This window comes from Saccharopolyspora thermophila (genome assembly GCF_014646075.1).
Classification (GTDB): Bacteria; Actinomycetota; Actinomycetes; order Mycobacteriales; family Pseudonocardiaceae; genus Saccharopolyspora; species Saccharopolyspora thermophila.
This window is the reverse complement of sequence record NZ_BMMT01000001.1, coordinates 106,094-129,455: the sequence shown is the minus strand read 5'-3', so window position 1 is coordinate 129,455 and position 23,362 is coordinate 106,094. Positions and strand designations below refer to the sequence as shown.

Here is a 23,362-nt window from a genome sequence, read left to right as displayed (position 1 = left end):
CTCCACGTCAGGGGTGAGGTCGAGCAATTTCACGACAGTCGGCTGGGGCTGGCGCATCGCCGAGCGGGCCCGACGGCAGGGGCTACCCTGTGGAACATGCCTGGATTGGACGGCTTCGGCATCCGCGCCCGCCTTGCAGAGGCGCGGCTGTACCTGTGCACCGACGCACGCACCGAGCGCGGCGATCTCGCGGAGTTCGTGGACGCCGCCCTGGATGGCGGGGTCGACATCATCCAGCTCCGCGACAAGAGCCCCCACGGCGCTCCGCTGGAGGCCCGCCACGAACTGGCCGCGCTGGAGGTGCTGGCCGAGGCGTGCGTGCGGCACGGGGCGCTGCTCGCGGTCAACGACCGCGCCGACGTGGCGCTCGCCGCGGAGGCCGACATCCTGCACCTGGGGCAGGACGACCTACCGGTCGAGGTGGCGCGGCGGATCGTCGGCGAGCACATCGCGATCGGGCGTTCCACGCACGACGTCGTGCAGGCCGACGCGGCGGCGATCGAGCCGGGCGTGGACTACTTCTGCACCGGTCCGGTGTGGACCACGCCGACCAAACCGGGGCGTCCGGCGGCCGGGCTGGACCTGGTGCGGCACGCCGCGGAGCACCGCGGGCACGGCAGGCCGTGGTTCGCCATCGGCGGCATCGGCCCGGACAACGTTGACGACGCGATCAAGGCCGGGGCCGAGCGGATCGTGGTGGTCCGCGCGATCACCGAGGCGGAGGACCCGCGCGCGGCGGCCAGCGAACTGCGCAGCCGTCTGCCCTGATCATCCTCCCCGACCCGGGACCTCCACCGCTTTTCTCGACGGAATGTGTCACCCCTGACGCGCCGAGGCCCCCGGGCGAGCGATGTCACCCGGGGGCCTCGGCGTGCCGGTCAGGTCACTGCGTGAGCAGGGTCAGGCCGTATGCCTGGAGGATCTCGTTGACCGGCTGGAAGTAGGTCGTGCCGCCGCTGGTGCAGTTGCCCGAACCGCCGGAGGTCACGCCCTGGGCCTGGTCGCCGGACATCCACGAACCGCCCGAGTCACCGGGCTCGGCGCAGACGTTCGTGCGGGTCAGGCCGGAGACGGTGCCCTGCGGGTACTGCACCGTCTGGTTCTTGGCCTGCACCGTGCCACAGTGCCAGCCCGTGGTGGAGCCGGAGCGGCAGATCGACGCGCCGACCGCGGACTCCGTGGAACCAGCCACCCCGACGGTGGTGCCGTCGTACTTGTTCACCAGGGGCCGCGGGGTGTCGTCAGCGCCGACGCTCACCCAGGCGTAGTCGTTGCCGGGGAACGACGACGCCTCGAACATGCCGCTGGGCTGCGAGGTGGTGTCGCCGGCGTTGCCGCAGTGCCCGGCGGTCACGAACCCGCCCTGCACCGAAAAGCCGACCGAGCAGCGGGAGCCGCTGCCGATGTAGAAGGCGTTGCCGCCGATGACGTCGGCGTAGGTCCGCGGGTCCTCCAGGGACTCCAGGATCCGGACGGCCCTGAGCTCGACGGCCGCGGCATGCACGAACTGCATGGCCTGCGCCAAGCTGCCCGGGCGGGTCGTGACGACCACCGAGTTGCTGTAGGTGTCGGGGTACCAGCCGCTGACCGTCCACGGGGCCTGCGTGCTGCGCTGGTTCAGCCGGTCGACGACGCCGTAGAGCTGTTCGATGGTGAAATCGACCAGCCGGGGCTCCGCACCCGCGGCGCGGACCTGCTCGAACCGCGCGGGGTCGGTCACCCCGACGACGAGTCTGCCCTGCTGGGCGTCGAAGTAGGATCCGCCGTAGCTGCCGGCCAGCGAGGTGCGCAGCACCTGGTCCGCGCGGGTCGCGGCCGCCTCCTGCTCGAGGCGATCGACGACCTGCTCCCGGGTCAACCCGAAGTCCCGCTGCATCGCGTCGAGCAGCGTCGAAGCGGTGGCGGTGGTGTCCGGCGGCGCGGTGTTGGTGGCGGTCGCCGGCATGGTCAGCGCGGCGACCGTTCCTGCTGCCAGCATCACGGTCCCGGCCACCCGGGCCGCGAGTCTGCGCTTCATAGGTGTCTCCCTCATGTGAGATGGATCTCAACAGCCCCCGTCGCCGCTTCAGTATCGGAGGACATCATCCGTCTCACATCCAACTTCTGCCGCATCTCGCTCAAAACGGCCGTCAGCACTCCCCGATCGAGGGAGCGCTGACGGCCGTGACCAGCCCTTTCACCGATCGGATGGATTGTGCGGCACGATCCAGGGCGCCCCGGTCGTCTCATCCGGCTCGACGACCTGCGACTCCGGTGGCGGGGTCTGCTGGGTCGTCGGCGCGGGGGTCGGTTCCACCGTCGTCGTCGGAGTCGGGGTCGTGGGCTGCACCGGCGGCTGCTGGCTGGGTTGCACCTGCTGGGTCGGCTGCGGCTCGCGGCTGCGCGTCGGCTCCGGTACGACCGTCCGCTCCGGGATGACGTGCTGCGGCGGGGGATCGCGGTGCAGCACCTGGCCGATCGTGGTGCCGCCGCCTCCACCGGACAGCGGCCGACCGGTCACGCCCTCGAATGCGGTGACCACCAGCATGCTCAGCGCGAACACCAGGGCACAGCTGGCCGCGACCATCGCCCACCGGACCCGCTGGCGGCGCTTGTTCACCGACGGCGTGGTGGGGTGCAGCACGCGGGTGGTGTCGTCGGTGTCCGGCCCGCGGTCGGTGTCCGGCGAGTCCACGACCCGCTCCCCGCCCGGCCAGTGCATGCCGGGACTGAGGTGGATCCGCCTGGTGACCTGCTTGTCCTCAGTGGACACGTACCGGATGACCTCGGTGCGCTGCTGCCGCTTGCGCGCCTTCGCCGCGACCAGCACCGCCTTCTCCTTGGCGCTTTCGAAGGAGCGCTGGTAGAGGGCACCGCCCACGGTGATCACCACGCTGGTCAGCCCGGCGCCCACCACGGTGCCGGCCACCCCCAGCCGCGAGCCCAGGAACGCCGCCGTCACCGACGCCAGGGCGGCCCCCGCGACCTTGGGCGGTGACAGGTCGAGCTTGCCGGACTTCCCGTCCGCGTCCCGTTTCTTTTCTTCCTCGTCTCCCTGCCTGCTCATGGCTCCCACGCTGTTGACCGCACTCTCTGGACGTGCCAACGGGGTACCACGCCGGATTTCTCCTCACGGTTGGTCTTCCGTGAGGACTCCCACTTCCCCGTAACACCGGTGCGGCCGGGAACGACGGACGGCACCCCGGGGCGGCCCGGGGTGCCGTCCGCGCAGGTAGGGGGCTCAGCCCGGGGGGTTGAGGCGGGCGACGAACTTGTACCGGTCGCCCCGGTAGATCGACCGCACCCACTCCACCGGACGGCCCTTGGTGTCGAAGGAGTGGCGGGACAGCAGCAGCATCGGCATCCCCACGTCGGAGCCGAGCAGTTCGGCCTCCTCGGGGCTGGCCAGCGCGGTCTCGATGGTCTCCTCGGCGTGGCCGAGTTCGACGTCGAAGTGCTCGCGCAGCACCTGGTACAGCGAGGCGCCGGATTCAAGCCGACCGGTGAGGCCGCGGAACCGGGTCAGCGGCAGGTGGGTGGTCTCAATGGCCATGGGTTCGCCGTCGGCGAGCCGCAGTCGGCGCAGCCGCAGCACGGTGGAGCTCGGCTTGGTGTCCAGCAGCCGGGCGAGTTCCTCGGCGGCCGGTTCCTCCACGACCTCCAGCAGGCGCGAGGTGGGCTGGCGGCCCTGCGCGCGCATGTCCTCGGTGTAGCTGCTCAGCTGGAGGCGCTGGGCGACCTTGGGCTTGGCGGCGAAGGTGCCCTTGCCCTGCACCCGCAGCAGGCGGCCTTCGACGGTGAGCTCGGCGAGGGCCTGGCGCACCGTGGTGCGGGAGACGTCGAACTCGGCGGCCAGCGACCGCTCGGTGGGGATCGGCGATCCGGGCGGCAGCGACCGGAGCATGTCCAGCAGGTGTTGCTTGAGCCCCCAGTACTTCGGTTCGCGTTGTGCGCGCGCGGGGATGTCCGCCCCGCCGGACACGGACGTTTCGAGCATCGTTCCTCCTACCGCCGCAACCTTGCCGCCGTCTTCCGAGCTCCCCGTGGCGGGAAGTCGCCGCTCTGCCGACTCGACCGCTCCTTCAGCATGCCCGACGACCGGGGGCGCCAGTGCCGCCGACGTTCGGGTTCGCCGGGGGTTCGGTCAACCCCCGCCAAGCTCAGGTGGGCCTTATCGGTGGGTGAACAGTAACGCTGAACGGTCGCGGCTTCGCGTGTCCCGGGACATAATCTCGCGCCGATGTGGTCCATACCAATGTGCGACGGGGCGGGCGGACAATGGTGTCGAACGTCACTGCATACGGTCCCACCGCCGACTACGATTGGTCTAGACCTCACTGCGAAGGGATGGACCCGATGAGCGAGGCCGCCACCCCCGGCCGCCACATGACCGACGAGATCGGCCAGCAGCCCGCGATCTTCGCCGATCTGCTGGCCACGCGCGGTGCGATCGCCGAGGTCGCCGCGCGCATCGCGGAGCGCCGACCGCGCTTCGCGCTGCTGGCCGCGCGCGGCTCCAGCGACCACGCCGCGCTCTACGCCAAGTACCTCATCGAAGTGCTGCTGCACCTGCCCGCCGGCCTGGCCTCCCCGTCGACCACCACGCTGTACGGCGCCCGACCGGACCTGACCGACGTGCTGCTGGTGTCGGTCAGCCAGAGCGGCGGATCGCCGGACCTGCTGGAGGTCACCGAGTCCGGTCGGCAACGCGGGGCGCTGACCGTCGCGGTGACCAACACCGTGGACTCCCCGCTGAACTCGGCCGCCGAACTGTCCGTGGACATCCGCGCGGGCCAGGAACAGGCGGTGGCGGCGACCAAGACCTACAGCGCCACCCTGCTCGCCCTGTACCTGCTGGTCGACGCGGTCCGCGGCGGCACCGGTGAGCGGGCCGCACCGATCCCCGACCTCGCGGCCACCGCACTGGACAGCGGGCGGCAGGCGGTGGACGACGCGGTGCACCGCTACCGGTTCGCGGAGCGGATGGTCACCACAGCCCGCGGTTACTCGCTGGCCAGCGCCTGCGAAGCGGCCCTCAAGCTGGCCGAGACCAGCTACCTGTCGGCGCGCGCCTACAGCGGCGCGGACCTCCTGCACGGTCCGGTCGCGGCGATCGACGCCGACACCGCGGTGCTCGCGCTGTGCAGCACGGGGCGCGGCGGCGACGCGATGCGCGACGTGCTCCGGGCGGTCGACCAGCGCGGCGCGGACATCTGCGCGATCGGCTCGGGCGCCGGAGACGTCCCCGCGGCCCACCGCATCCCGGTCCCGGAGTGCGCCGAGGAACTGGCGCCGGTGCTGGAGGTCCTGCCGGTCCAGCAGCTCGCGCTCGGCCTGGCGCTGGCCCGCGGCGAGGACCCGGACCACCCCCGCGGCCTGAAGAAGGTCACCCGGACCCGCTGATGGTGACGACGGGGCGGCTTCGCCGCTCCCGACCTGATCGAGTGACGCCGGCACCTGCTACCGATCTCGACGGGGCTCGTGGAAAACCGGCGCGTCACCCGCCGCGACGGGCACTTCCAGGCAGGGCCCGACGTAAGAGCCCGCCTCACCGAGGGGGCGGGGCGAGGCGGGCAACGCCAGGTTACGCCGAACGGAGCAGGGCGCAAACGTCGGGGCGATCAGCCCAGCAGCGGACGAAATCCCTCTATGTCGTAAACCTGGCGTGCGGTGGTGTCGAACAGCGCCGCGCGCTGCCGATCATCCAGCCCCGCGGCCAGCTCCCGGGCCACGTCCATGACCTGCCCGTACTCGGCGGCCAACAGGCACACCGGCCAGTCCGAACCGAACATCAGCCGCCCCGGCCCGAACGCCTCCAGCACCACGTCCGCATAAGGCCGCAACCGTACCGGATCAGGTTGCCGCGCCCAGGCATCCTCGGTCACCAGCCCGGAGAACTTGCAGAAGACATTCGGGAACGCGGCCAGCGCGCGGATCAGGCCGGCCCACGGCTCCAGCTCCCCGCTGGCCACCGGCGGCTTGCCGCAGTGGTCCAGGACGAAGGTCAGCTGCGGGAACTGCCCGACCGCCTTGATCGCCGCGGGCAGCTGGTGCGGGCGCACCAGCAGCTCGTAGACCAGCCCGGCGTCCTCGACCGCGGCCAGCCCGTTGAGCACGTCCGGCCGGATGAGCCACTCCGGGTCGGGTTCGGTCTCGACCTGGTGGCGGATGCCCTTCAACCACCGCCCGGACGGGTGGGTCTGCAGGCGGCCGATCTGCTCGCGGACGTCGCGAGCGGTCAGGTCGACCCAGCCGACCACCGCGGCGATGCGGTCGACGCTGTCGGCCAGCACCAGCATCTCGGGCGTCTCGTCCGGGTCGGAGACCGTCTGCACCAGCACGGTCGCGTCCACAGTGGAACCCTTGAGCGCGGCCTGCAGGTCGGCGGGCCGGAAGTCCCGGCGCAGCGGGTCCATCTCGGCGCCGACGATCCACGGCAGGTCGCGTACGTCGAGGTCCCAGAGGTGGTGGTGGCTGTCGACGGTCATCGATCCGCCTCCGCCCCGTTGTCTACTTCGGACGGACATGGGTGCGGCACGAGGTCGCCCATCATCAACTCCCCGACTGGTCGAACGACGCCTCGATGTATATAGCCGCTCACCGCGGCGGAAGCCAGAGGGTGGCGCAACCCGGCCGCGGGGCGAGTAGAAAGGGTCCATGCACTGCGACGAAGCGCTCGTCCTCGGGTTGGACATCGGCGGCACCAGCAGCCGGGCGCTCGTCTGCGACCTCTCCGGGCGGACCCGCGGCACCGGCGAAGCCGCCGGCGGCAACCCGAACTCGCACCCGGCCGACCAGGCCGTGCGGCAGATCACCGCCGCTACCCGCAGCGCGCTGGCGCAGGTCGACCCGGCCGCGGTGCGCGGCTGCGTGGTCGGCATGGCCGGGGTCAGCAAGATGGCCGATCCGCGGTTCGCGGAGCAGTTCCACCGCGGCTGGGCCGAGCTGGGCCTGACCTGCCCGGTCCGCACCACGAGCGACTGCGAGGTGGCCTTCGCCGCCGGGACCTCGCAGCCCTGCGGGACGGTGCTGATCGCGGGCACCGGCGCGATCGCGGCCCGCATCGAACGGCACCGGCTCACCACGACCGCCGGCGGCCACGGCTGGCTGCTCGGTGACGAGGGCTCGGCGTTCTGGCTGGGCCGCGAAGCGGTCCGGGCCGCGCTGGCTGCCTGCGACCGCGGGGAGCCGCTGCGCGGCCTGACCGGCGCGGTCCGCGCCCGGCTGCTGCCGGACGCGGTGGCGGACTCCCCCGCTGACGTGCGCAAACAGCTGATCAGCGCGGTGCACGCGGCACCGCCGATCCGGCTTGCCGAACTCGCACCGCTGGTCACGACCTCGTCCGATGACACCGCCGTGGACATCGTCCGCCGCGCCGCCGAGGCGCTGGCCGACACCACGGCGCGGACCCGCCCGCCGGGTGACGCGAGCCCGATCGTGCTCGCCGGGAGCCTGCTCGCCCCGGGCAACCCGGTGGGCGACGCGGTACGCGCCGAACTCGTCGAACGCGGCCTCGGCGCGCCGCACACCGCCGGGTCGGGCGCGGCCGGGGCGGCGTGGCTCGCGGCGCTGGACCTCACCAGCGACCCGGCCGGACTCCACGAACGCCTCGTCGCCACCACCTGACGATCCCGCGCGGCACGCGGCGCGACGTCCGGGCATCAGCCGTCGAGGAGACCCACCTCGCGCAGCGCGTTGCGGATCACGTCCTGCTCCGCCTCGTCCGCCTCGACCAGCGGCAGGCGGACACCGCCGACCCGGTGGCCCACCAGGTTCAGCGCCGCCTTGACCGGGATCGGGTTCGTCGTCACCGACAGCGCCGCGTACAGCGGCTTCAGCGAGGCGTCGATCTCCGCGCGGTGCTCCGGCTCCTCGACCATCCGCCGCATCTGCGGCCCGACCAGGTGGCTGGCCACCAGGATGCCGCCGCAACCGCCGAGGTCCAGGGCCTGCGCGAAGCCGTCGTCGTTGCCCGCATACAGCCCGAGGCCGTCGATCCGCGCGAGCGCCGCGTTGTCCGCCTGCTTGACGTAGTCGATGTGCTCGACCTGGGCGAGTTCGGCGAGCAGGTCGTGCGGCAGGTCCAGGCCGATCCGGGACGGGACGTTGTAGAGGATCACCGGCTTGTCGGTGGCGCGGGCGATCTCGGTGAAGTGCCGCACCAGCCCCGTGCGGTTCGGGCGGTTGTAGTAGGGGGTCACCGAGAGCACCGCGTCGGCGCCGAGTTCGGTGGCGCGCTCGGTCATTTCGCAGGCGTGCGCGGTGTCGTTCGACCCCGTCGAGGCGATGACCGTCGCCCCCGCCGGGCGCTCCGCGCAGGCCAGCTCGATGAGCCGCAGGTGCTCCTCGTCGGTGAGAGTCGGGGCCTCGCCCGTGGTGCCGCACACCACGATGCCGTCCGACCCGTGGTCGAGCAGGTGGTGGAACAGCGACACGAAGGCGGATTCGTCGACGCGCAGCTGCTCGTCGAACGGGGTGACGATCGCGGTGATCACGGCGCCGAGGGACATGAGCAGATTGTGCGCGCCGCGTCCACCGGTGTCACGCCGGGCCGGTGCGGGGATGCCGCAGGCCCGGGTGCCCCGCGGGCAGCGATCGGCGCACCACCCACCAGCTCGCCCCCACGCACGCGGCCACCAGCGGCCAGGTCAGCACGACCTGGGCGATCGCCAGCGGACCGGTGGCGTCCAGCAGCCACAGCGGGATGAACACCGCCAGCCGCGTCACGTACTGCCCCACCCACACCCAGCTGCCGCGGCTGTAGGCGCGCAGCAGGTCGGGGTCGCGGCGCCACCGCTTGGCCTGGCCGAGCGCGGTGCCGACCACCACGCCGAGCAGCGGCCAGCGGATCGCGATGCTGGTCATCCAGGCCAGCGCGCTGAGCGCGTTGCTCGCCAGCCGGGGCAGGAAGAAGTCCGTCGCGTCCCCGGTGTAGAAGGCGATGAGCGCGCCGACCACCACGGTGAGCAGGCTGATCAGGACGGCAAGCGGGCGCGCACCCCGGTACAGCCGCCAGCCCGCGACCAGCGCGCTGACCACCACGGCCGCCCCGCAGCCGACGTCGAGCGACTCGCCCCCGAAGTACCAACCGAGACCGAAGGCGACCGGTGGCAGGCTCGCGTCGACGACGCTGCCGCGCCCGCCGAGCAGGCGCATGAACGAGTCGCGGTCGTCCTGGTGGTTCGCGACGATCTCCGTGTGCCGGTCCTGCGTCACGGGACCAAGCCTGCCGCAATCCGCGGTGTCGGCGCACCCACCCGTGGCGCGGACCTCCTCATCAGCGAACGCGTCGGGGCGGGTCCTACGGTGCGGGGCGCCGTCAGCCGCGCCGGGCTCGGTCCAGGAGGGCGGCGAGCTGGGCCGCGATGCGGGGCTTGTCCGCCGGGTGGCAGGTCACCACGTCCTGGCCGTCGGTTCGCTCACCCTGCAGGGCGTAGCGGCCACGGTCGTTGTCGAACCACACCAGGTTCGGCACCCGGACCCGCGGACCGCCCCGGCGGATGCTGCTGACCACGAAGTGGCCGAGGCGGAACTTCTGCCGCGAGGTGATCGCGCGCAACTCCGCCAACCCGTCGATGTCCGCGTCCGACGGGTGGCCCTTGGTGCGGTCGGCCACCGCGCGGACCGGGTTGCCGCCGCCGGGCGGCGCGTCCGGCAGCACGTCCGCCGCCGCCCTCGGCAGGGCGTCCGGGGCGAGGAAGCTCAACCGCAGGCCGCGGCCGTCGAGCACGCCGACGACCCCGACCTCGCCGGTGGCCACCACCCGCGCGGCCAGCCGGTGACCGGACCGCACGTCCAGCAGGCCGGCGGCCGCGATCGACACCTCGGAGCTGCACAGCAGGTAGAGCGCGTCCTCCACCTCCGGCTCGGGGCGGCCGGACCGGGCCAACCCGCTGGACTCCAGCTCCTGCCAGACCTGGTGGGCCAGGCGGTTGCGGTCCTCCGGCGACTCCCCGACCCGCGGGAACTCGAACGGGTACTGCCGCACGGTGAGGTTCAGCTGCTCACCGAGCACGTCGACCGCGGGGATCGACAGGGTGATCGTCTCGACCATCTCTGGCTCTCTTCAGCTCGCAGCGGCGCGGGGCACCGGCTCGTTCGTGGTCTGTTCGATGCGCGGCCGCGCGCCGGGTCTTCGGGTGCGTCCCGTGCGGGATCCCCGACACCGGGGTCGGAGATCCCGCGTTCGGGTTCCGCCGGGCGAACCGCTCCGGGCGGCACGCTCAGAAGTCCCGGTAGCTCGAGGGCGACTCGCCCAGCACCGGGGGCGCCACCAACCGGCTGGAGCCGTCGTCGTCGTCGAACAGGTCGTCGGCTTCGACGAGGAACTGCGGTACGGCTCCACCCGCGGTCTCCCCGGCCCGGTACCCGGCTCCGGCGTGCAGGTCGTCGTCGTCCCGTCGCTCCTCCTTGAAGTCCTCGGCGGACCAGGACGCGTGCCGGTCGTACCGGGACTGGCGGGACGAGCTGTTCCACGCACCGGCGGAGCCCATCGGCCCGAACCCGCCGTCGGCGCGCCGCTGGAAGCGCGGTGCCCGCGCGGGCTTCGGCCGTGCCGTTTCCGCTGGTTGCTGCGGCTGCTCCGGCTGGGGTGCCTCGGGCCGCGGCGGCGGACCTGCGGAACGGCCACCCGGCGGCACAGCACCTTCGGGAGCGGGTGGCGGCCCGGGTGCGACCGGTGGGCGCGGCGGCGCGGGGGTGCCGACCGGAGGTGACGGCGGGCCCTGCGGCGCGGGAGCGCGCGGCGGTTCCGGCATCGGCGGCGGACCGTCGACCGGCGGCCCGGCATGCCGCGGTGGGCCGTCCGGGCCGTCCGGCGGACGTCCGGCCGGGATCGGGCCGCTCGGCGGGCCCTGCGGGATGGGCCTGCTCGGCGGACCGTCCTGCGGACGCCCCACCGGAGGCGGACCAGGCGGCACCGGGGCACCGGGGACCGGTGGCGGACCGTCCGGCGGACCAGCGTGCCGCGGCGGACCATCCGGTCCGTCCGGCGCGCGCCCAGCCCCGAACGGGCCGGGCGGCAGCGGACCATCGGGACGCCCGGGGGGCATCGCATCGTGGGCGTCGTGCGGCCGCGCCGGCGGTGGACCCACCTGCGGAAGCGGACCGCTGGACGGTCCCGCCTGCGGCGGCGGGCCACTCACCGGACCTTCGGGGCGCGGCGGAGCGTCGTGCCCAGGACCGTCCGCGCGCTGCGGACCATCGTGAGTCGGCGGCGCGTCGTGGCGTGGCGGGGGCGAGCCGTCAGGACGCGGCGGACCAGCGGGACCGTCCCCTTCCTGCGGACCCCCCTGAGGCGGAGGCCCATCCACCCGCGGCGGCGGCCCCACCTGAGGAAGCAGCGGACCGTCGGGACGCCCGGCGTCGGGTGCGCGGCCCTCGTGCGGCAGCGGCCTGTCGGGGCGCGGCACGTCGTGCGCCGGCCCCTCCGCACGCAGCGGATCGTGCGCCAGGTCGCCCCGCGGCGGCGGAGGATCGGCGCGTCGCGAAACGTCGGGTCCCGGATCGTGCGGCGGAAGCGGACCGCTGCCCGGGCCGTCGTGGCGCGGCAGTGGGCCGGCCTGCGGGATCGGGCCGCTCATCGTGCCTTCCGGCATCGGCGGCGGGCCGAGCGGCGCTCCGGGCGGGCCGTCGAGCAGCGGTGGCGCGGGCGGCGGCGGAACGCTCAGGCCACCGGAGAAACCGGTGGGGCGCTGCGCGGAATCGGCCGGTTCCGGCTCCAGCGAACCGGACAGCTCCGGCTCGCGGCGCGACGGGCGCGGGTCCGGCGGCTCCGCCAGACCGCCGAGGTCGCCGGACAGCGCGGACACTCCGCCGGTCGGCTGCGGGGGCGCCTCGGGGCGGTCGGGCACGGGCCGGGGCGCCGGCGCCTGGCGGCGCTGCTCGTGCTCGTACCGGTCGGCGAGCTGCTCAATCCGCTGCCACAGGGCGAACGGGTGCGGTTCGGCCGCGAGCGCGGCGAATTCGTTGCGCAGGTCGAAGCGCGGCGGACGGGGCGCGGGCCGGGGGCCGCCCGGCGCGGGCGGAGCCCCAGGCGGCACCTCACCGCCGAGCGAGCCGCGCATCGGCGCGTCCGCGCGGCGGCGGCCACCGGCCGGGCGCTGCGGCGCGTCGAAGCCCGCGGGCCCCGGCGAAGACGCCGGATTCTGCGGTGACGTCACGATTCCCCCAGGTATTCAGGGCGGTCGGGGCGTCCCGCCGGGGCCGGGCGGAACCGGTCGGCGGGCACACTGGAACCGACGCTGTACAGCATCTCGACGTTCCCCACTCAACCGACCGCGATGGCGCGAACGAACTGGCGCTGCGTCCTCTCGGGCGCACATCGAGCTGTCACCTGCATCGATCGCGACATCACGGGCCCCCTCAACTGCTTCTGTTACCGCCGAAGGACAGTAGCAGTTGCGCTTCACCCGTACCGGTGTTTCCGGCAATAGCCACCCGGTTCCGTCCGGCATCACGGAAAAACAGTCGACGGCAACGGAATTCATCCTCCGGACCAGGACAACGGTCGAATCGGACACCAATGCGAGACGATTCAGTGCCGTTGCTCACTCGGCTCGGGACCGACGGTGGCGTAGGTCGCCTTTCGAGCGCCAATGTGGTTTCCGAGCACCGCACCGGTGCGGGGACGACATCGGGAAGGAACACGTCAATGGGATCGCAGCCGTCCGCCGGCTTACCGCGCTGGGACAGCTTCGTCGCGCTGGGAGACAGCTTCACCGAGGGGTTGGCCGACGCCGCTCCCGGCGGCGGTTTCCGGGGCTGGGCGGACCGGCTGGCCGAACACCTCGCCGCCGCCAACCCGGACCTGCGGTATGCCAACCTCGCGGTCCGCGGCAAGCTGATCCGCCAGATCGTCGCCGACCAGGTGCCGAAGGCGCTGCTGCTGCGCCCCGCGCTGGTCTCGTTCACCGCCGGTGGCAACGACATCATCCGCCCCGGCAGCGACCCGGACGTCGTGGCGGAGACCTTCGACGCCGCGGTCGCGGAACTGCGCGCCAGCGGCGCGGACGTGCTGATCGGCACCGGGTTCGACACCCGCGGCACGCCGGTCCTGCGGCACGTCCGCGGCAAGGTCGGCACCTACAACTCGCACCTGCGGGCGATCGCCGACAAGCACGGGTGTTACGTGCTGGACCTGTGGTCAATGCACGTGCTGCGGGACCCGCGAGCCTGGAGCGAGGACCGGCTGCACCTGTCCGCCGAGGGGCATCGCCGGGTGGCGTTGCGGGCCTGCGAGGCGCTGGGTGTCCCGGTCGAGGAGGACTGGCGCGAGCCGTGGCCCGCGGTTCCGCGCGTGCCGTGGCGGCAGCAGCGCGCGCAGGACCTGCGGTGGGTGCGCGAGCACCTCGCGCCGTGGATCAGCCGCCGGTTGCGCGGGGTGTCCAGCGGGGATGGTCGCAGCCCCAAGCGGCCGCAGCTGGAGAAGCTGATCGGCTGCGAGGGCCGCAAGCAGGACGTCCCGGCCTGAGACGTCGGTCGCCGAGGCAACGCAGGTGGTTCCGCGGTGCTGGGACCGCGGAACCACCGGTGCGGCTGCCCGGATGCCCCCGGGCAGGACGAAGTGCGGACTTCCGGCGTGTCACCCCGGTGCCGAAAGCCCGCACTCACCCCCAACGTCCATCCGGGAGGCAGGCCCGGATGCTTCGCCCCCCTTGCGGTCGTCCCGACCGACACGCGTGCCGACCGGGACGACCGGGGCGACAATCCCCCCTTTGGACTCCCCCCAGAGCCGCCCGTGTGCGGACCATGCACGGCTGATCCGCACGCAGGAGAAGTTCGCAGCGGCCCCTAAACGTCCGCTAAACGTCCACTAAACGCCGCGTCGGCCGACCCGTTCCGTCAGGTCCCGCAGCCGGTCGCGGACGCCGGTGACCAGCGGTGATCCCTCGGCCTCGTAGATCGCCAACGCGGTCTCCCAGCGGGTGCGCGCCACCTCGAGGTCGCCGCGGGAGCGGGCCGCGTCGCCGAGACCCAGGTACGCCGACGCCTGCCGCATCGCCGAACCGCACTTCAACGCGGCGTCCAGCGCCTCGTGGTGGAACCGCTCGCCGTCGTCGATCCGGCCCAGCTCGATGCTGACCTCCCCGCAGTTGTTCAGCACCATCGCGAGCGTGTCCAGGTCGTCGGCGTCGCGGTACAGCGCCTCGGCCTCGCGCAGGTGCGCCAGCGCCTCCTCCAGCTCGCCGTTGACCTGCTCCACCAGAGCGAGGTTGTTCAGCGCCCCGGCCACGAAGTACCGGTCCCCCAGGGATCGGTACACCCGCAGCGCGTCCTGACAGCGCTCCTTGGCCTCCTCGTAGCGCTTGAGCCGGAACAGCACGCTGCCCATGTTGATCTGGGTCATGGCCAGCCGAGCCGGATCGCCGGTGAGCACCGCGACCCGGTAGGACTCGTCGTAGTGCGCCAGCGCCTCGTCCAGCTGCCCGGACCGGGAGTACGCCACCCCGAGCCCGGCCGTCATCAGCACCTGGCCCGCCGGGGAGTCCACGGTGCGGGCCGAGTCGAGCCCGTCGGTGTAGATGCGGATCCAGTCCTCCCACGGGCAGCGCACCATCAGGTAGTTGAACTGCAGGCGGGCCAGCTGCCAGGCCAGGTCGTGCATGCCCTCGGCGTTGGCGACGCGGACCGCGGCCACCAGGTTCGGCCACTCCGCGTCGAACCACTCCAGCGCCTGCGCCCGGTCGGCGATCCGCGGGCGGTGCACGCTGGTGAGACCGGAGAAGTCCAAATCGTCCTGGGCCGGGCGGAGGAACCGCCGCGCGTGGTCGGCCGTGGCCAGGTAGTGGTGCAGGAGGCGGCGCAGGGCGTCGGAGTCGCGGTCCGCGCCGGATGCGGCGACCAGGTTCCGCGCGTAGACGCGCAGCAGGTCGTGCATGCCGAACCGGCCGGGTTCCGGCTCGGTGACCAGGTGGGCCAGGGCCAGCGCGCGCAGCCGCCGCTGGGCGCTGGGCGGATCGGTGTCGCACAGGGCGGCCACGGCGTGCGCGGTGAAGGTGTGGCCGGGCACCAGGCCGAGCCGCCGGAACGTGTCCGCGTGCACGGCGTGCAGGTTGCGGTAGGAGATGTCGAAGGCCCGCCGGACGCTCGTGTCGGCGTCGTCGATGTCCAGGGCGTGCAACCGGTTCTGCTCGTCGGTGAGCTCGTCGACCAGGTCGGACACGCAGCGGGCCGGGTTCGCGGCCAACCGCGCGGCGGCGATCCGCAGCGCCAGCGGCAACCCGCCGCAGAGCTGCGCGAGTTCTGCGGCGGCAGCGGGTTCGGAGGCCGACTTGCCGGGCACGCCGGCGCGGTCGAGCAGTTCGATCGCCGCCTCGGTCGGCAGCGTCTCCAGCGGCAGCACCCGTGCCCCGCTGCGCACCACCAGCCCGTCCAGCCGCCGCCTGCTGGTGACCAGGACCAGCGACTCCGAGCTGCCGGGCAGCAGCGGGCGGACCTGGTCGGAGTCGCGGGCGTCGTCCAGCAGCACCAGCACCCGCCGCTTGGCCAGCAGCGACCGGTACAGGGCGGTGCGGTCGTCCAGCTCCACCGGGATCGCGTCGGCCGCGACGCCCAGCGTCTTGAGCATGCTGGTCAGCACCTCGCCGGGGGTGAGCGGCTCGCGCTCCGGGTCGAAGCCGCGCAGCGACGCATACAGCTGCCCGTCCGGGAAGTGCTGCTCCACCCGGTGCGCCCAGGTGACGGCCAGGGCGCTCTTGCCCACGCCCGCGGTTCCGGTGACCACCGCGAGCAGGCTGGAGCCACGTTCCCGCTCCGCCAGCATCCGGTCCAGCGCGGCGAGCTCCCGGTGGCGGCCGACGAACCCGGCCGGGACCGGGGGGAGTTCGGCCGGGATCGGCCGTTTGGCGACCGGTTCGGGGCGCGGCTGGGGGAAGCGCAGCGCGGGGTCGTCGCGGAGCAGCTGCTCGTACAGCTCGCGCAGCTCCGGGCCGGGGTCGATGCCCAGTTCGGTGGACAGCCGGTGGCGCAGCGCGTGGTAGCGGGCCTGCGCTTCGGCGCGGTGCCCGGCCCGGTAGCTGGCGAGCATCAGCTGGCCGGTGAGCCGTTCCCGCAGCGGGTGCCGGTCGACCAGGGTGGACAGTTCAAGGACGAGCTGGTGGTGGCGGCCCAGCTCCAGGTCGGCGGCGACGCGTTCCTCCAGCGCCAGCAGCCGGAGTTCCTCCAGGCTGGGCGCGACCATCCGATAGAGCCTGCTGTGCGCGATGTCCGCGAGGACCGGTCCGCGCCACAGGGCCAGCGCCTCGGCCAGCACGCGGGACCGCTCGGCGGGTTCCAGTTCGTGCGCGTGGTTGATCAGTGCCCGAGCCCGGTGGACGTCGATCCGGTCGCTGTCCACCCGAAGCAGGTAGCCGGGTGAGCGGGTGATGATCTCGGGGCCGTCCGGGGCGCTGTCGGCGAAGAGCCTGCGCAGCCGCGAGACGTAGCCCTGGATCATGGTGCGCGCGCTGGCCGGCGGGTCGTGCTCCCAGAGGGTGTCGATGAGCCGGTCCATCGGGACGACCTGGTTCGGCTCCAGCAGCAGGCAGGCGAGCAGGGCGCGAGCCGGGGCCCTGCCCAACGGCCGCGGATGACCGTCGACGAGCATCTCCAGGGGCCCGAGCAGGCGGAATTCGTATCCCGCCTGCTCGGGCCCCGTCGAGCTGCCGTGCGGCGTCATCATCCCCAAATCTGACTCTCGTTCATATTTTTGTTGAGCCTTCAGACAGTTTCGACCACTGCGGCGCGCCGAGTCCACACCCCCCGGAGGCGGACACACGGTAACGACGGCCGTGCGGACGCACCCGGAACACCCGCGCGGGTTTCACCCCGATGGAGTCATCCGGCAGTGCCGCCCGACGCAGCAGGCACGACCCGCTGTTGCGGTGAACCTCTCCCGGCGCGCGGACGCGCCCAGTAGAGTCGGGCTCGCCGATCACCCTTCGCGAGGGCACCGGTCACTCCTCGCGAGGACACTGTGGAAGGAGAGCCCCACCCGTGCCCACGCCGTCCACAGTGGTCGACCGTGCCGTGGCATGCCTGCTCGGCGGGGCGTTGGGCGACGCACTCGGCAGCCCGGTGGAGTTCGCGCAGCTCGAGGACATCCGCGCCGAGTACGGCCCGGACGGGATCACCGAACCGCCCCCGCAGGCGCTGCTCGGTGACTCCACCCAGATGTCGCTGTTCACCGGCGAGGGCTACCTGCACGCCTGGACCACCGGCAACAACGGCGGCCCGTGGCGGCCCGTCGAGTCGACCGCCGCCGCCCTCCGGCGCTGGCTGATCACCCAGCAGGAGGCCAAGCCGCAGCCCGGCGTCACCGGCCTGCTGGCCGAACCCGAGCTGTACGCCAACCGGGCGCCCGGGCTGACCAGCCTGCGCGCGCTACAGGAGCCCGAGCTGGGAACGATCGACCGGCCGCGCAACAGCTCCAAGGGCTGCGGCGGCGTGGACCGCAGCGCCCCGCTGGGCTTCGCCCCGACCGCCGAGATGGCCTACCAGCTCGCGTGCCAGTGCGCCGCGCTCACCCACGGTGGGGTCGGCGGCTGGGCGTCCGCCGGGGCGATGGCGCTGATCGTGCACCTGCTCGGCGTCCAGCAGCGGCGGCTGCCCGCCGCGGTGGACCAGGCGGCGGGGCGCGTGCTGCGCGAGGACGTGGAGACCGCGATGGCGCTGGCGGAAGCCGCGACGCTGGCCCGCCTGGGCCGGAGCGTCAGCCACATCGAACGCCTCGGGCAGGGCTGGGTCGGGCCCGAGGCGCTGGCCATCGGCGTCTACTGCGCGCTCGCGCTGCCCAAGCCCGACCAGTTCGCCGACGCCGTGCGCCTGGCGGCCAACCACTCCGGCCACAGCGACACCACCGCCGCGGTGACCGGCGCGATCCTCGGCGCCCGCCACGGCACCGCGGTCCTGCCGCGCTCCTGGCTGGGCCGCCTGGAACTGGCGGACGTGATCGAGCGCATCGGCCACGACCTGGGGGCCTCCTGCGCGGGCGAGCAGTTCAACGAACGCCGCTACCTCGGCCTCGCCTGAGGCAGGTCTAGGCCGCGGACGGGATGCGGGAGAGGCGGCGCAGACGCCGGGCGCCCACCGCCCGGCACACCAGGTAGATCACGAACGAGATGATCGTCACGAAGGCGCTCACCGGAGCGCCCGGTGCCAGAGACAACACGATTCCGCCCAGCACCGCGGTCTCGGCGAACACCACCGCCAGCACGGTCGCCTTCACCGGGCTCGCGGTCACCCGCGTCGCCGCCGCACCCGGCGTCACCATCAGCGCCAGCACCAGCAGCGCACCAACGGTGTAGACGCCCAGCGCGGTCGCCACCCCCACCAGCACCGCGAACAGCGGCGTCAGCACGCGGGCCGGAACCCCGCGCGCCGCCGCCACGTCCGCGTCCACACTGGCGAACAGCAGCGGCCGGTACACCACGGCCAGCACCACCAGCACGGCGGCCGCGCAGCCGCTGAGCAGCAGCACGTCCGCGGAATCGACGCCGACGATCTGGCCCACCAGCAGGCTGAACTTGTTGGCGGTCCGCTCCGGGTTGAGCCACAGCAGCAGCACGCCGACGCCCAGACCGAACGACAGGATCGCGCCGATCACCGAGTCGCGCTCGACACCGCGCTGCCCCAGCAGACCGAGCAGCAGCGCCGCGACCACCGCCCCGGCCAGCGCCCCCATCCCCACGCTGGCCCCGATCAGCAGGGCCGCGGCGGCGCCGGTGAAGGCCAGTTCGGCGGTGCCGTGCACGGCGAAGGACATCCGCCGGGCGACCACCAGCGGCGCCAGGCAGCCCGAGACCAGGCCGAGCGCGGCAGCGGCCAGCAACGCCTGCTGGACGAAGGGGTAGCCCAGCAGGTTCACGGTGGTGGAGAAGTCGAAGATCCTCCCCAGCGCGTCGATGAACGCGGTCACGCTTCCTCCGCCTCCTGCACGTGGTGGTCGTGCTCGTCGGTCCCGGCCACGACCAGCCGCCCGCCCACGCGGGCGACCTCGACGTCGGTGCGGTACAGCTCCGACAGCGTCGCCGAGGTCATCACCTCGTCCGGCGTGCCGATTCGGAACCGGCCGTCCACCAGGTAGAGCACCCGGTCCACCAGCGGCAGCACCGGGTTGATCTCGTGGGTCACGAACAGCACGCCCGCGCCGGTCCGGCGGGCCTGCTCGGCGATCAGGCGGCTGATCTTGCGCTGGTGCGCGATGTCCAGCGACAGCAACGGCTCGTCGCACAGCAGCACGGCGGGCTCGCCGACCAGCGCCTGCGCCACCCGCAGCCGCTGCTGCTCACCCCCGGAGAGCAGCCCCAACGGCATGGTCGCGTACTCGGTGGCCTCCACCGCGCGCAGCGCCTCGGCCACCCGCCGCCGACGCTCGCGGCGGTGCCGCAGCCCCATGCCCCAGTGGTGACCGTCCAGCCCGAGGCCGACCAGGTCGCTGCCGCGCACCATCACGGTGGCCTCCAGTGCCCGCTGCTGCGGGATGTAGCCGATGCGGGAACTGCCGCGCCGGGCCGGTGCGCCGGCGATCTCGACGGTGCCCGCGGTCAGCGGCTGCAGACCCAGCAGCACGCGCAGCAGGCTGGTCTTGCCGGAGCCGTTGGGCCCCAGCACGGCCACGAACTCGCCCGGCGCGACGTCGAGGTCCAGTCCGGACCACAACGTGCGGGTGCCGTACGAGAGCGTGGCGCCGCGCAGCCGCACCGCGGCGGTCACGGCGGTGGGCGCGACGGCGAGCTCGGTTCCGGGTTCGGCGGTCATACCTCAGCGATTCTGGTTCAAGGCGTTCTGCAACGCCGTGATCTGGGCGTCCATCCACTGCACGTAGGTGCGGCCCTCCGGCAGCGTTTCGGTCATCTCGACAACCGGAAGCCGGTGCTGCTCCGCCGCGGTGCGGACGTTGCGGGTGACCGGCGACTCGGTCTGTGGGTTGTAGATCAGCGCGACGGCCTGGCCGGAGCCCACCGCGTTGTGGATCTCGGCGACCGCGGCGGCGGACGGGTCGGTCTCGGCCTCGACCGCGTTGACGAACGACGGCGGGGTGATGTCCTGCAGCTTCGCCGCCGCCACCAGGTAGTGCGCGATCGGCTCGGTGACGAGCACCTTCTTGCCCTGGTGGGCGGCGGCGATCTCGCCGACCCTGCCCTCCAGCGCGCCGATCTCCTGCTCGAAGCGGCCGGCCGCCTGCTCGAACTCGGTGGCCCTGGCGGGCTGGAGCCTGCCGAGCTCGTCGGCGATCTGGTCGGCCACCTCGTGCACGACGTGCAGGTCGTACCAGACGTGCTCGTTCACCGAGTGGTCGTGCCCGGTGTGGTCGTGCTCGCCGGGGTGCCGGGCGGGCACGCCCTCGGGCTCGTCCCGGACGGCCACGACGGTGGGCTTGTCCCGACCGCTCCCGGCCAGGATCTGCGCCATGAACTCGTCGTAGCCGCCGCCGTTGAAGACCACCAGGTCGGCGTCGGTGACCTTGGCGGCGTCCTGCGGGCTGCTCTCGTAGGAGTGCGGGTCGGCGCCGGGGTCGGTGATGATCGGCTCGACCTGGACGCTGTCGCCGCCGACGGCCTGGACGACGCTGGCCCAGACGGTGGTGGAGGCGACGACCTCGATCTTGTCGTCGCCGCCCGGCGCGGCCTGTTCACCACCGCCGCACGCGGTCAGGACCAGGGCGGACGCGGCGAGCCCGGCCAGGGCTGCGGCAGCGGGGCGGCTACGGGCGGTCATCGGGTGCACTCCTGTCGGGGTCGGCGTCTGGCGCGACAGACTGACAACCAGATGCGAATGGTAACGGAAACCGTTGTCAATAGCAGTCTAAGCGCCACCCGTGCCAACACTCCACCGACCGGGTTATTCCGCGACGCGGACAACGACGCCCCCACCGGCACCGGCAGGGGCGTCGACCAGGACTCTCGACAGAGCTAGGCAGCCAACCGGACCCCCGTCTTCGGGTGGAACAGGTGCACCTCGCTCGGGTCGCGCAGCGCGACCGTCACCCGCTGCCCCAGCGCCGGCGGGGTGCGGCCGTCCGCGCGCACCACGAAGCGCTCCTGCGACCCGCCCACCTCAATGGCGCCGTGGATCAGCGCGTCCGCACCCAGCTCCTCCACCAGCTCCACCGTCATGGCCAGCCCGCCCGACTCGGCGGAGGTCAGCGACAGCGCCTCCGGGCGGACCCCGAAGGTCACCTCCTTGAGATCGCCCACCGCGGCCATCGCCTCGCGCGGCAGCGGGATCGTGGTGCCGTCCAGCACCGCGCCCTCACCGCTGACCGGCACCGTCTTCAGGTTCATCGCCGGAGAACCGATGAAGCCCGCGACGAAAGCGTTCGCCGGGTTCTCGTACAGCTCCCGCGGGCTGGCGCACTGCTGCAGCACGCCGTCCTTGAGCACCGCGACCCGGTGCCCCATCGTCATCGCCTCGACCTGGTCGTGGGTGACGTAGATGGTGGTGGTGCCCAGCCGCTTCTGCAGCGCGGCGATGTTCGCGCGGGTCTCCACGCGCAGCTTGGCATCCAGGTTGGACAGCGGCTCGTCCATGAGGAACACGCTCGGCTCCCGCACGATCGCGCGCCCCATCGCCACCCGCTGCCGCTGGCCACCGGACAGCGCCCTGGGCTTGCGGTCCAGGTACTTCTCCAGGTCGAGCATGCGGGCCGCCTCGGCGACCTTCTGCCTGATCACCGCCTTGGGCGTCTTGCGGAGCTTCAGCGCGAAACCCATGTTCTCCGCGACCGTCATGTGCGGGTACAGGGCGTAGGACTGGAACACCATGGCGATGTCCCGGTTCTTCGGCGGCGCGTGGGTGACGTCGGCACCACCGATGGTGATCCGGCCCTCGTCGACGTCCTCCAGACCGGCGAGCATCCGCAACGCCGTCGACTTGCCCGAACCGGACGGCCCGACCAGGACCAGGAACTCCCCGTCGGCGATGTCCAGGTCGAGCTGGTCGACCGCCCGGACCGGCGGGCTTCCCTGGTACACGCGCGACGCGCTGACGTAGGCAACCTCGGCCATATGTGACGCACCTTTCACTGGACCGGTCCCGAAGAACGTAACCGGAAAAGTGCTCACGGTCAGCCCCTCGAATGAACCATTTCGGAACGTGATCACTCTGCGTCGCTCAGTGACCATTGTTCGGACGTGAGTGGGATCTGCATCATGCTCGCTTCACCGTCGGGTACTGAACCGTTACGGTTCCTCCATGGCGCGGTCAACGAACGCCCGGCGGCCTGCGACGCTGGCCTCGCTCGCGGCGGAGCTCGGGGTCTCCAGAACCACGGTGTCGAATGCTTACAACCGTCCGGACCAGCTCTCCCCGGAGCTGCGCAAGCGGGTCCTGGAGACGGCCCGGCGGCTCGGCTACCCGGGTCCCGACCCGGTGGCCCGGTCGCTGCGCACGCGCAAGGCTGGCGCCGTCGGCCTGCTGCTCACCGAGAACCTCTCCTACGCCTTCCGCGACCCGGGTGCCGTCGGATTCCTCGAGGGACTCTCCCTGGCCTGCGAGGACGCCGGTCAGGGGCTGCTGCTGATCCCGGCCAGCCCGGAGCGCGAGGACGTCGCCGCGGTGCACCGCGCCGGCGTGGACGGGTTCGTCGTCTACTCGGTCCCGGAGGACGACCCGCACCTGGCCGCGGTGCTCGAACGCCCCGTACCGGTGGTGATCTGCGACCAGCCGCGGCTGGACAACCTGGACTGGGTGGGCCCGGACGACGCCAAGGCGATCAAGGCCGTGGCCGACCACCTGATCAAGCTCGGGCACCGGCGCATCGGCGTGCTGTGCATGCGCCTGGCGCGCGGCCGCAACGACGGCCCGGCGCCCGTGCAGCGGCAGGCCAACGCCAGCTTCCACGTGCAGAAGGCCCGGCTGACCGCGTTGGCGGAGGCGTTCAGCGAGGCCGGGGTGGACTGGTCGAAGGTGCCGGTCGTGGAGCGCTTCGACCACACCACCGCGTCCGGCGCATCGGCGGCGGCCCAGCTGCTGGAGATGGACCCGGACATCACGGCGATCGTGTGCACCTCGGACATCCTGGCGCTCGGGGCGCTCAGTGAGGCGCGCAACCGCGGCCTGCGGGTGCCCGAGCACCTGACGATCACCGGGTTCGACGGCATCCCCGACGCGGAGCGGGCGGGCCTGACGACGGTGCGCCAGCCGTGGCTGGAGAAGGGCCGCGCGGCCGGGCGTTTGCTGCTGGAGAACAGCGAACCGGGCCGACCGCGCCACATCCAGCTGGAGACCCAGCTCATCACGGGCTCCACCTCTGCCCCACCCCGCTCCGCCGAAGAACGCTGGTTCGGCCCGTAACGGGCACTTCCCACATTCCGGCACGGCCTCAAGGGGCCAGAGCAACACCTCCTGAGAACAGGGGCAAAACTCGGGGGCCGGGGTCCCTCCCCAAATTTGGGCAAACCTG

20 protein-coding genes are annotated in these 23,362 nt (G+C 72.8%); 7 read left to right on the top strand and 13 right to left on the bottom strand.

Features of this window, described 5'->3' with window-relative positions:
• Nucleotides 1–96 precede the first annotated feature (96 nt).
• On the top strand, nucleotides 97–768 hold the full coding sequence (thiE, locus tag IEY17_RS00560; RefSeq protein ID WP_188984252.1) for a thiamine phosphate synthase: 672 nt from the start codon (nucleotides 97–99) through the stop codon (nucleotides 766–768).
• A 115-nt stretch (nucleotides 769–883) separates the two neighbouring features.
• Here the strand turns inward: thiE and IEY17_RS00555 are convergent, their stop codons facing one another.
• The 3 genes from IEY17_RS00555 to IEY17_RS00545 form a co-directional block, all read right to left on the bottom strand.
• Nucleotides 884–2,017 (bottom strand): S1 family peptidase, encoded by a 1,134-nt coding sequence (locus IEY17_RS00555; RefSeq protein WP_188984250.1) that lies wholly within the window; start codon nucleotides 2,015–2,017, stop codon nucleotides 884–886.
• Nucleotides 2,018–2,176: 159 nt separating this feature from the next.
• Nucleotides 2,177–3,046, bottom strand: a complete 870-nt coding sequence (locus IEY17_RS00550; RefSeq protein WP_188984248.1) for a hypothetical protein — start codon at nucleotides 3,044–3,046, stop codon at nucleotides 2,177–2,179.
• A 174-nt stretch (nucleotides 3,047–3,220) separates the two neighbouring features.
• The gene (locus IEY17_RS00545) at nucleotides 3,221–3,976 is read right to left on the bottom strand and encodes a GntR family transcriptional regulator (RefSeq protein ID WP_188984246.1); all 756 of its coding nucleotides are present in this window, start codon (nucleotides 3,974–3,976) and stop codon (nucleotides 3,221–3,223) included.
• 359 nt (nucleotides 3,977–4,335) lie between these two features.
• Here IEY17_RS00545 and IEY17_RS00540 point away from each other — a divergent pair, with 359 nt between their 5' ends.
• Complete coding sequence (locus tag IEY17_RS00540; RefSeq protein ID WP_188984243.1) at nucleotides 4,336–5,382, top strand: SIS domain-containing protein; 1,047 nt, start codon at nucleotides 4,336–4,338, stop codon at nucleotides 5,380–5,382.
• Between the two features lie 218 nt (nucleotides 5,383–5,600).
• Here the strand turns inward: IEY17_RS00540 and IEY17_RS00535 are convergent, their stop codons facing one another.
• Nucleotides 5,601–6,467 (bottom strand): amidohydrolase family protein, encoded by an 867-nt coding sequence (locus IEY17_RS00535; RefSeq protein ID WP_188984241.1) that lies wholly within the window; start codon nucleotides 6,465–6,467, stop codon nucleotides 5,601–5,603.
• A 169-nt stretch (nucleotides 6,468–6,636) separates the two neighbouring features.
• Here IEY17_RS00535 and IEY17_RS00530 point away from each other — a divergent pair, with 169 nt between their 5' ends.
• Nucleotides 6,637–7,605 (top strand): N-acetylglucosamine kinase, encoded by a 969-nt coding sequence (locus IEY17_RS00530; RefSeq protein ID WP_188984239.1) that lies wholly within the window; start codon nucleotides 6,637–6,639, stop codon nucleotides 7,603–7,605.
• 35 nt (nucleotides 7,606–7,640) lie between these two features.
• Here the strand turns inward: IEY17_RS00530 and dapA are convergent, their stop codons facing one another.
• The 4 genes from dapA to IEY17_RS25100 all read right to left on the bottom strand — a co-directional run bounded on the left by dapA (nucleotide 7,641) and on the right by IEY17_RS25100 (nucleotide 10,472).
• The gene (gene dapA / locus IEY17_RS00525) at nucleotides 7,641–8,489 is read right to left on the bottom strand and encodes a 4-hydroxy-tetrahydrodipicolinate synthase (protein ID WP_188984237.1); all 849 of its coding nucleotides are present in this window, start codon (nucleotides 8,487–8,489) and stop codon (nucleotides 7,641–7,643) included.
• Nucleotides 8,490–8,520: 31 nt separating this feature from the next.
• Nucleotides 8,521–9,195: a DUF3159 domain-containing protein gene (locus tag IEY17_RS00520; RefSeq protein WP_229679726.1), complete on the bottom strand. Its 675-nt coding sequence runs from the start codon at nucleotides 9,193–9,195 to the stop codon at nucleotides 8,521–8,523.
• 103 nt (nucleotides 9,196–9,298) lie between these two features.
• Entirely contained in the window at nucleotides 9,299–10,033 is a 735-nt protein-coding gene (locus IEY17_RS00515) for an ESX secretion-associated protein EspG (protein ID WP_188984235.1), read from the bottom strand.
• Between the two features lie 169 nt (nucleotides 10,034–10,202).
• Nucleotides 10,203–10,472 (bottom strand): hypothetical protein, encoded by a 270-nt coding sequence (locus IEY17_RS25100; RefSeq protein WP_229679725.1) that lies wholly within the window; start codon nucleotides 10,470–10,472, stop codon nucleotides 10,203–10,205.
• 1,014 nt (nucleotides 10,473–11,486) lie between these two features.
• Between IEY17_RS25100 and IEY17_RS25095 the strand changes: the two genes are divergently transcribed.
• Together IEY17_RS25095 and IEY17_RS00505 are read left to right on the top strand one after the other, a co-directional pair.
• Entirely contained in the window at nucleotides 11,487–12,134 is a 648-nt protein-coding gene (locus tag IEY17_RS25095; RefSeq protein ID WP_229679724.1) for a hypothetical protein, read from the top strand.
• A 497-nt stretch (nucleotides 12,135–12,631) separates the two neighbouring features.
• Nucleotides 12,632–13,450, top strand: a complete 819-nt coding sequence (locus IEY17_RS00505) for an SGNH/GDSL hydrolase family protein (RefSeq protein ID WP_188984231.1) — start codon at nucleotides 12,632–12,634, stop codon at nucleotides 13,448–13,450.
• 342 nt (nucleotides 13,451–13,792) lie between these two features.
• Here the strand turns inward: IEY17_RS00505 and IEY17_RS00500 are convergent, their stop codons facing one another.
• Nucleotides 13,793–16,639: an AfsR/SARP family transcriptional regulator gene (locus IEY17_RS00500; RefSeq protein ID WP_188984229.1), complete on the bottom strand. Its 2,847-nt coding sequence runs from the start codon at nucleotides 16,637–16,639 to the stop codon at nucleotides 13,793–13,795.
• Nucleotides 16,640–16,953: 314 nt separating this feature from the next.
• Here IEY17_RS00500 and IEY17_RS00495 point away from each other — a divergent pair, with 314 nt between their 5' ends.
• Nucleotides 16,954–17,988 carry an ADP-ribosylglycohydrolase family protein gene (locus IEY17_RS00495; protein ID WP_188984227.1) on the top strand — a complete coding sequence of 345 codons (1,035 nt, stop codon included), beginning with the start codon at nucleotides 16,954–16,956 and terminating at the stop codon, nucleotides 17,986–17,988.
• Nucleotides 17,989–17,995: 7 nt separating this feature from the next.
• Here IEY17_RS00495 and IEY17_RS00490 read toward each other — a convergent pair whose 3' ends face one another.
• From IEY17_RS00490 to IEY17_RS00475, 4 genes are all read right to left on the bottom strand, one after another.
• Nucleotides 17,996–18,874 carry a metal ABC transporter permease gene (locus tag IEY17_RS00490; RefSeq protein WP_373289824.1) on the bottom strand — a complete coding sequence of 293 codons (879 nt, stop codon included), beginning with the start codon at nucleotides 18,872–18,874 and terminating at the stop codon, nucleotides 17,996–17,998.
• Entirely contained in the window at nucleotides 18,871–19,716 is an 846-nt protein-coding gene (locus IEY17_RS00485) for a metal ABC transporter ATP-binding protein (RefSeq protein ID WP_188984225.1), read from the bottom strand. The genes IEY17_RS00490 and IEY17_RS00485 overlap by 4 nt, the downstream gene beginning before the upstream one ends.
• 3 nt (nucleotides 19,717–19,719) lie before the next feature.
• Complete coding sequence (locus IEY17_RS00480; RefSeq protein ID WP_188984223.1) at nucleotides 19,720–20,676, bottom strand: metal ABC transporter solute-binding protein, Zn/Mn family; 957 nt, start codon at nucleotides 20,674–20,676, stop codon at nucleotides 19,720–19,722.
• A gap of 194 nt (nucleotides 20,677–20,870) precedes the next feature.
• The gene (locus tag IEY17_RS00475) at nucleotides 20,871–21,965 is read right to left on the bottom strand and encodes an ABC transporter ATP-binding protein (protein ID WP_188984221.1); all 1,095 of its coding nucleotides are present in this window, start codon (nucleotides 21,963–21,965) and stop codon (nucleotides 20,871–20,873) included.
• Between the two features lie 187 nt (nucleotides 21,966–22,152).
• Between IEY17_RS00475 and IEY17_RS00470 the strand changes: the two genes are divergently transcribed.
• The gene (locus IEY17_RS00470; RefSeq protein WP_188984219.1) at nucleotides 22,153–23,253 is read left to right on the top strand and encodes a LacI family DNA-binding transcriptional regulator; all 1,101 of its coding nucleotides are present in this window, start codon (nucleotides 22,153–22,155) and stop codon (nucleotides 23,251–23,253) included.
• Nucleotides 23,254–23,362: the final 109 nt, after the last annotated feature.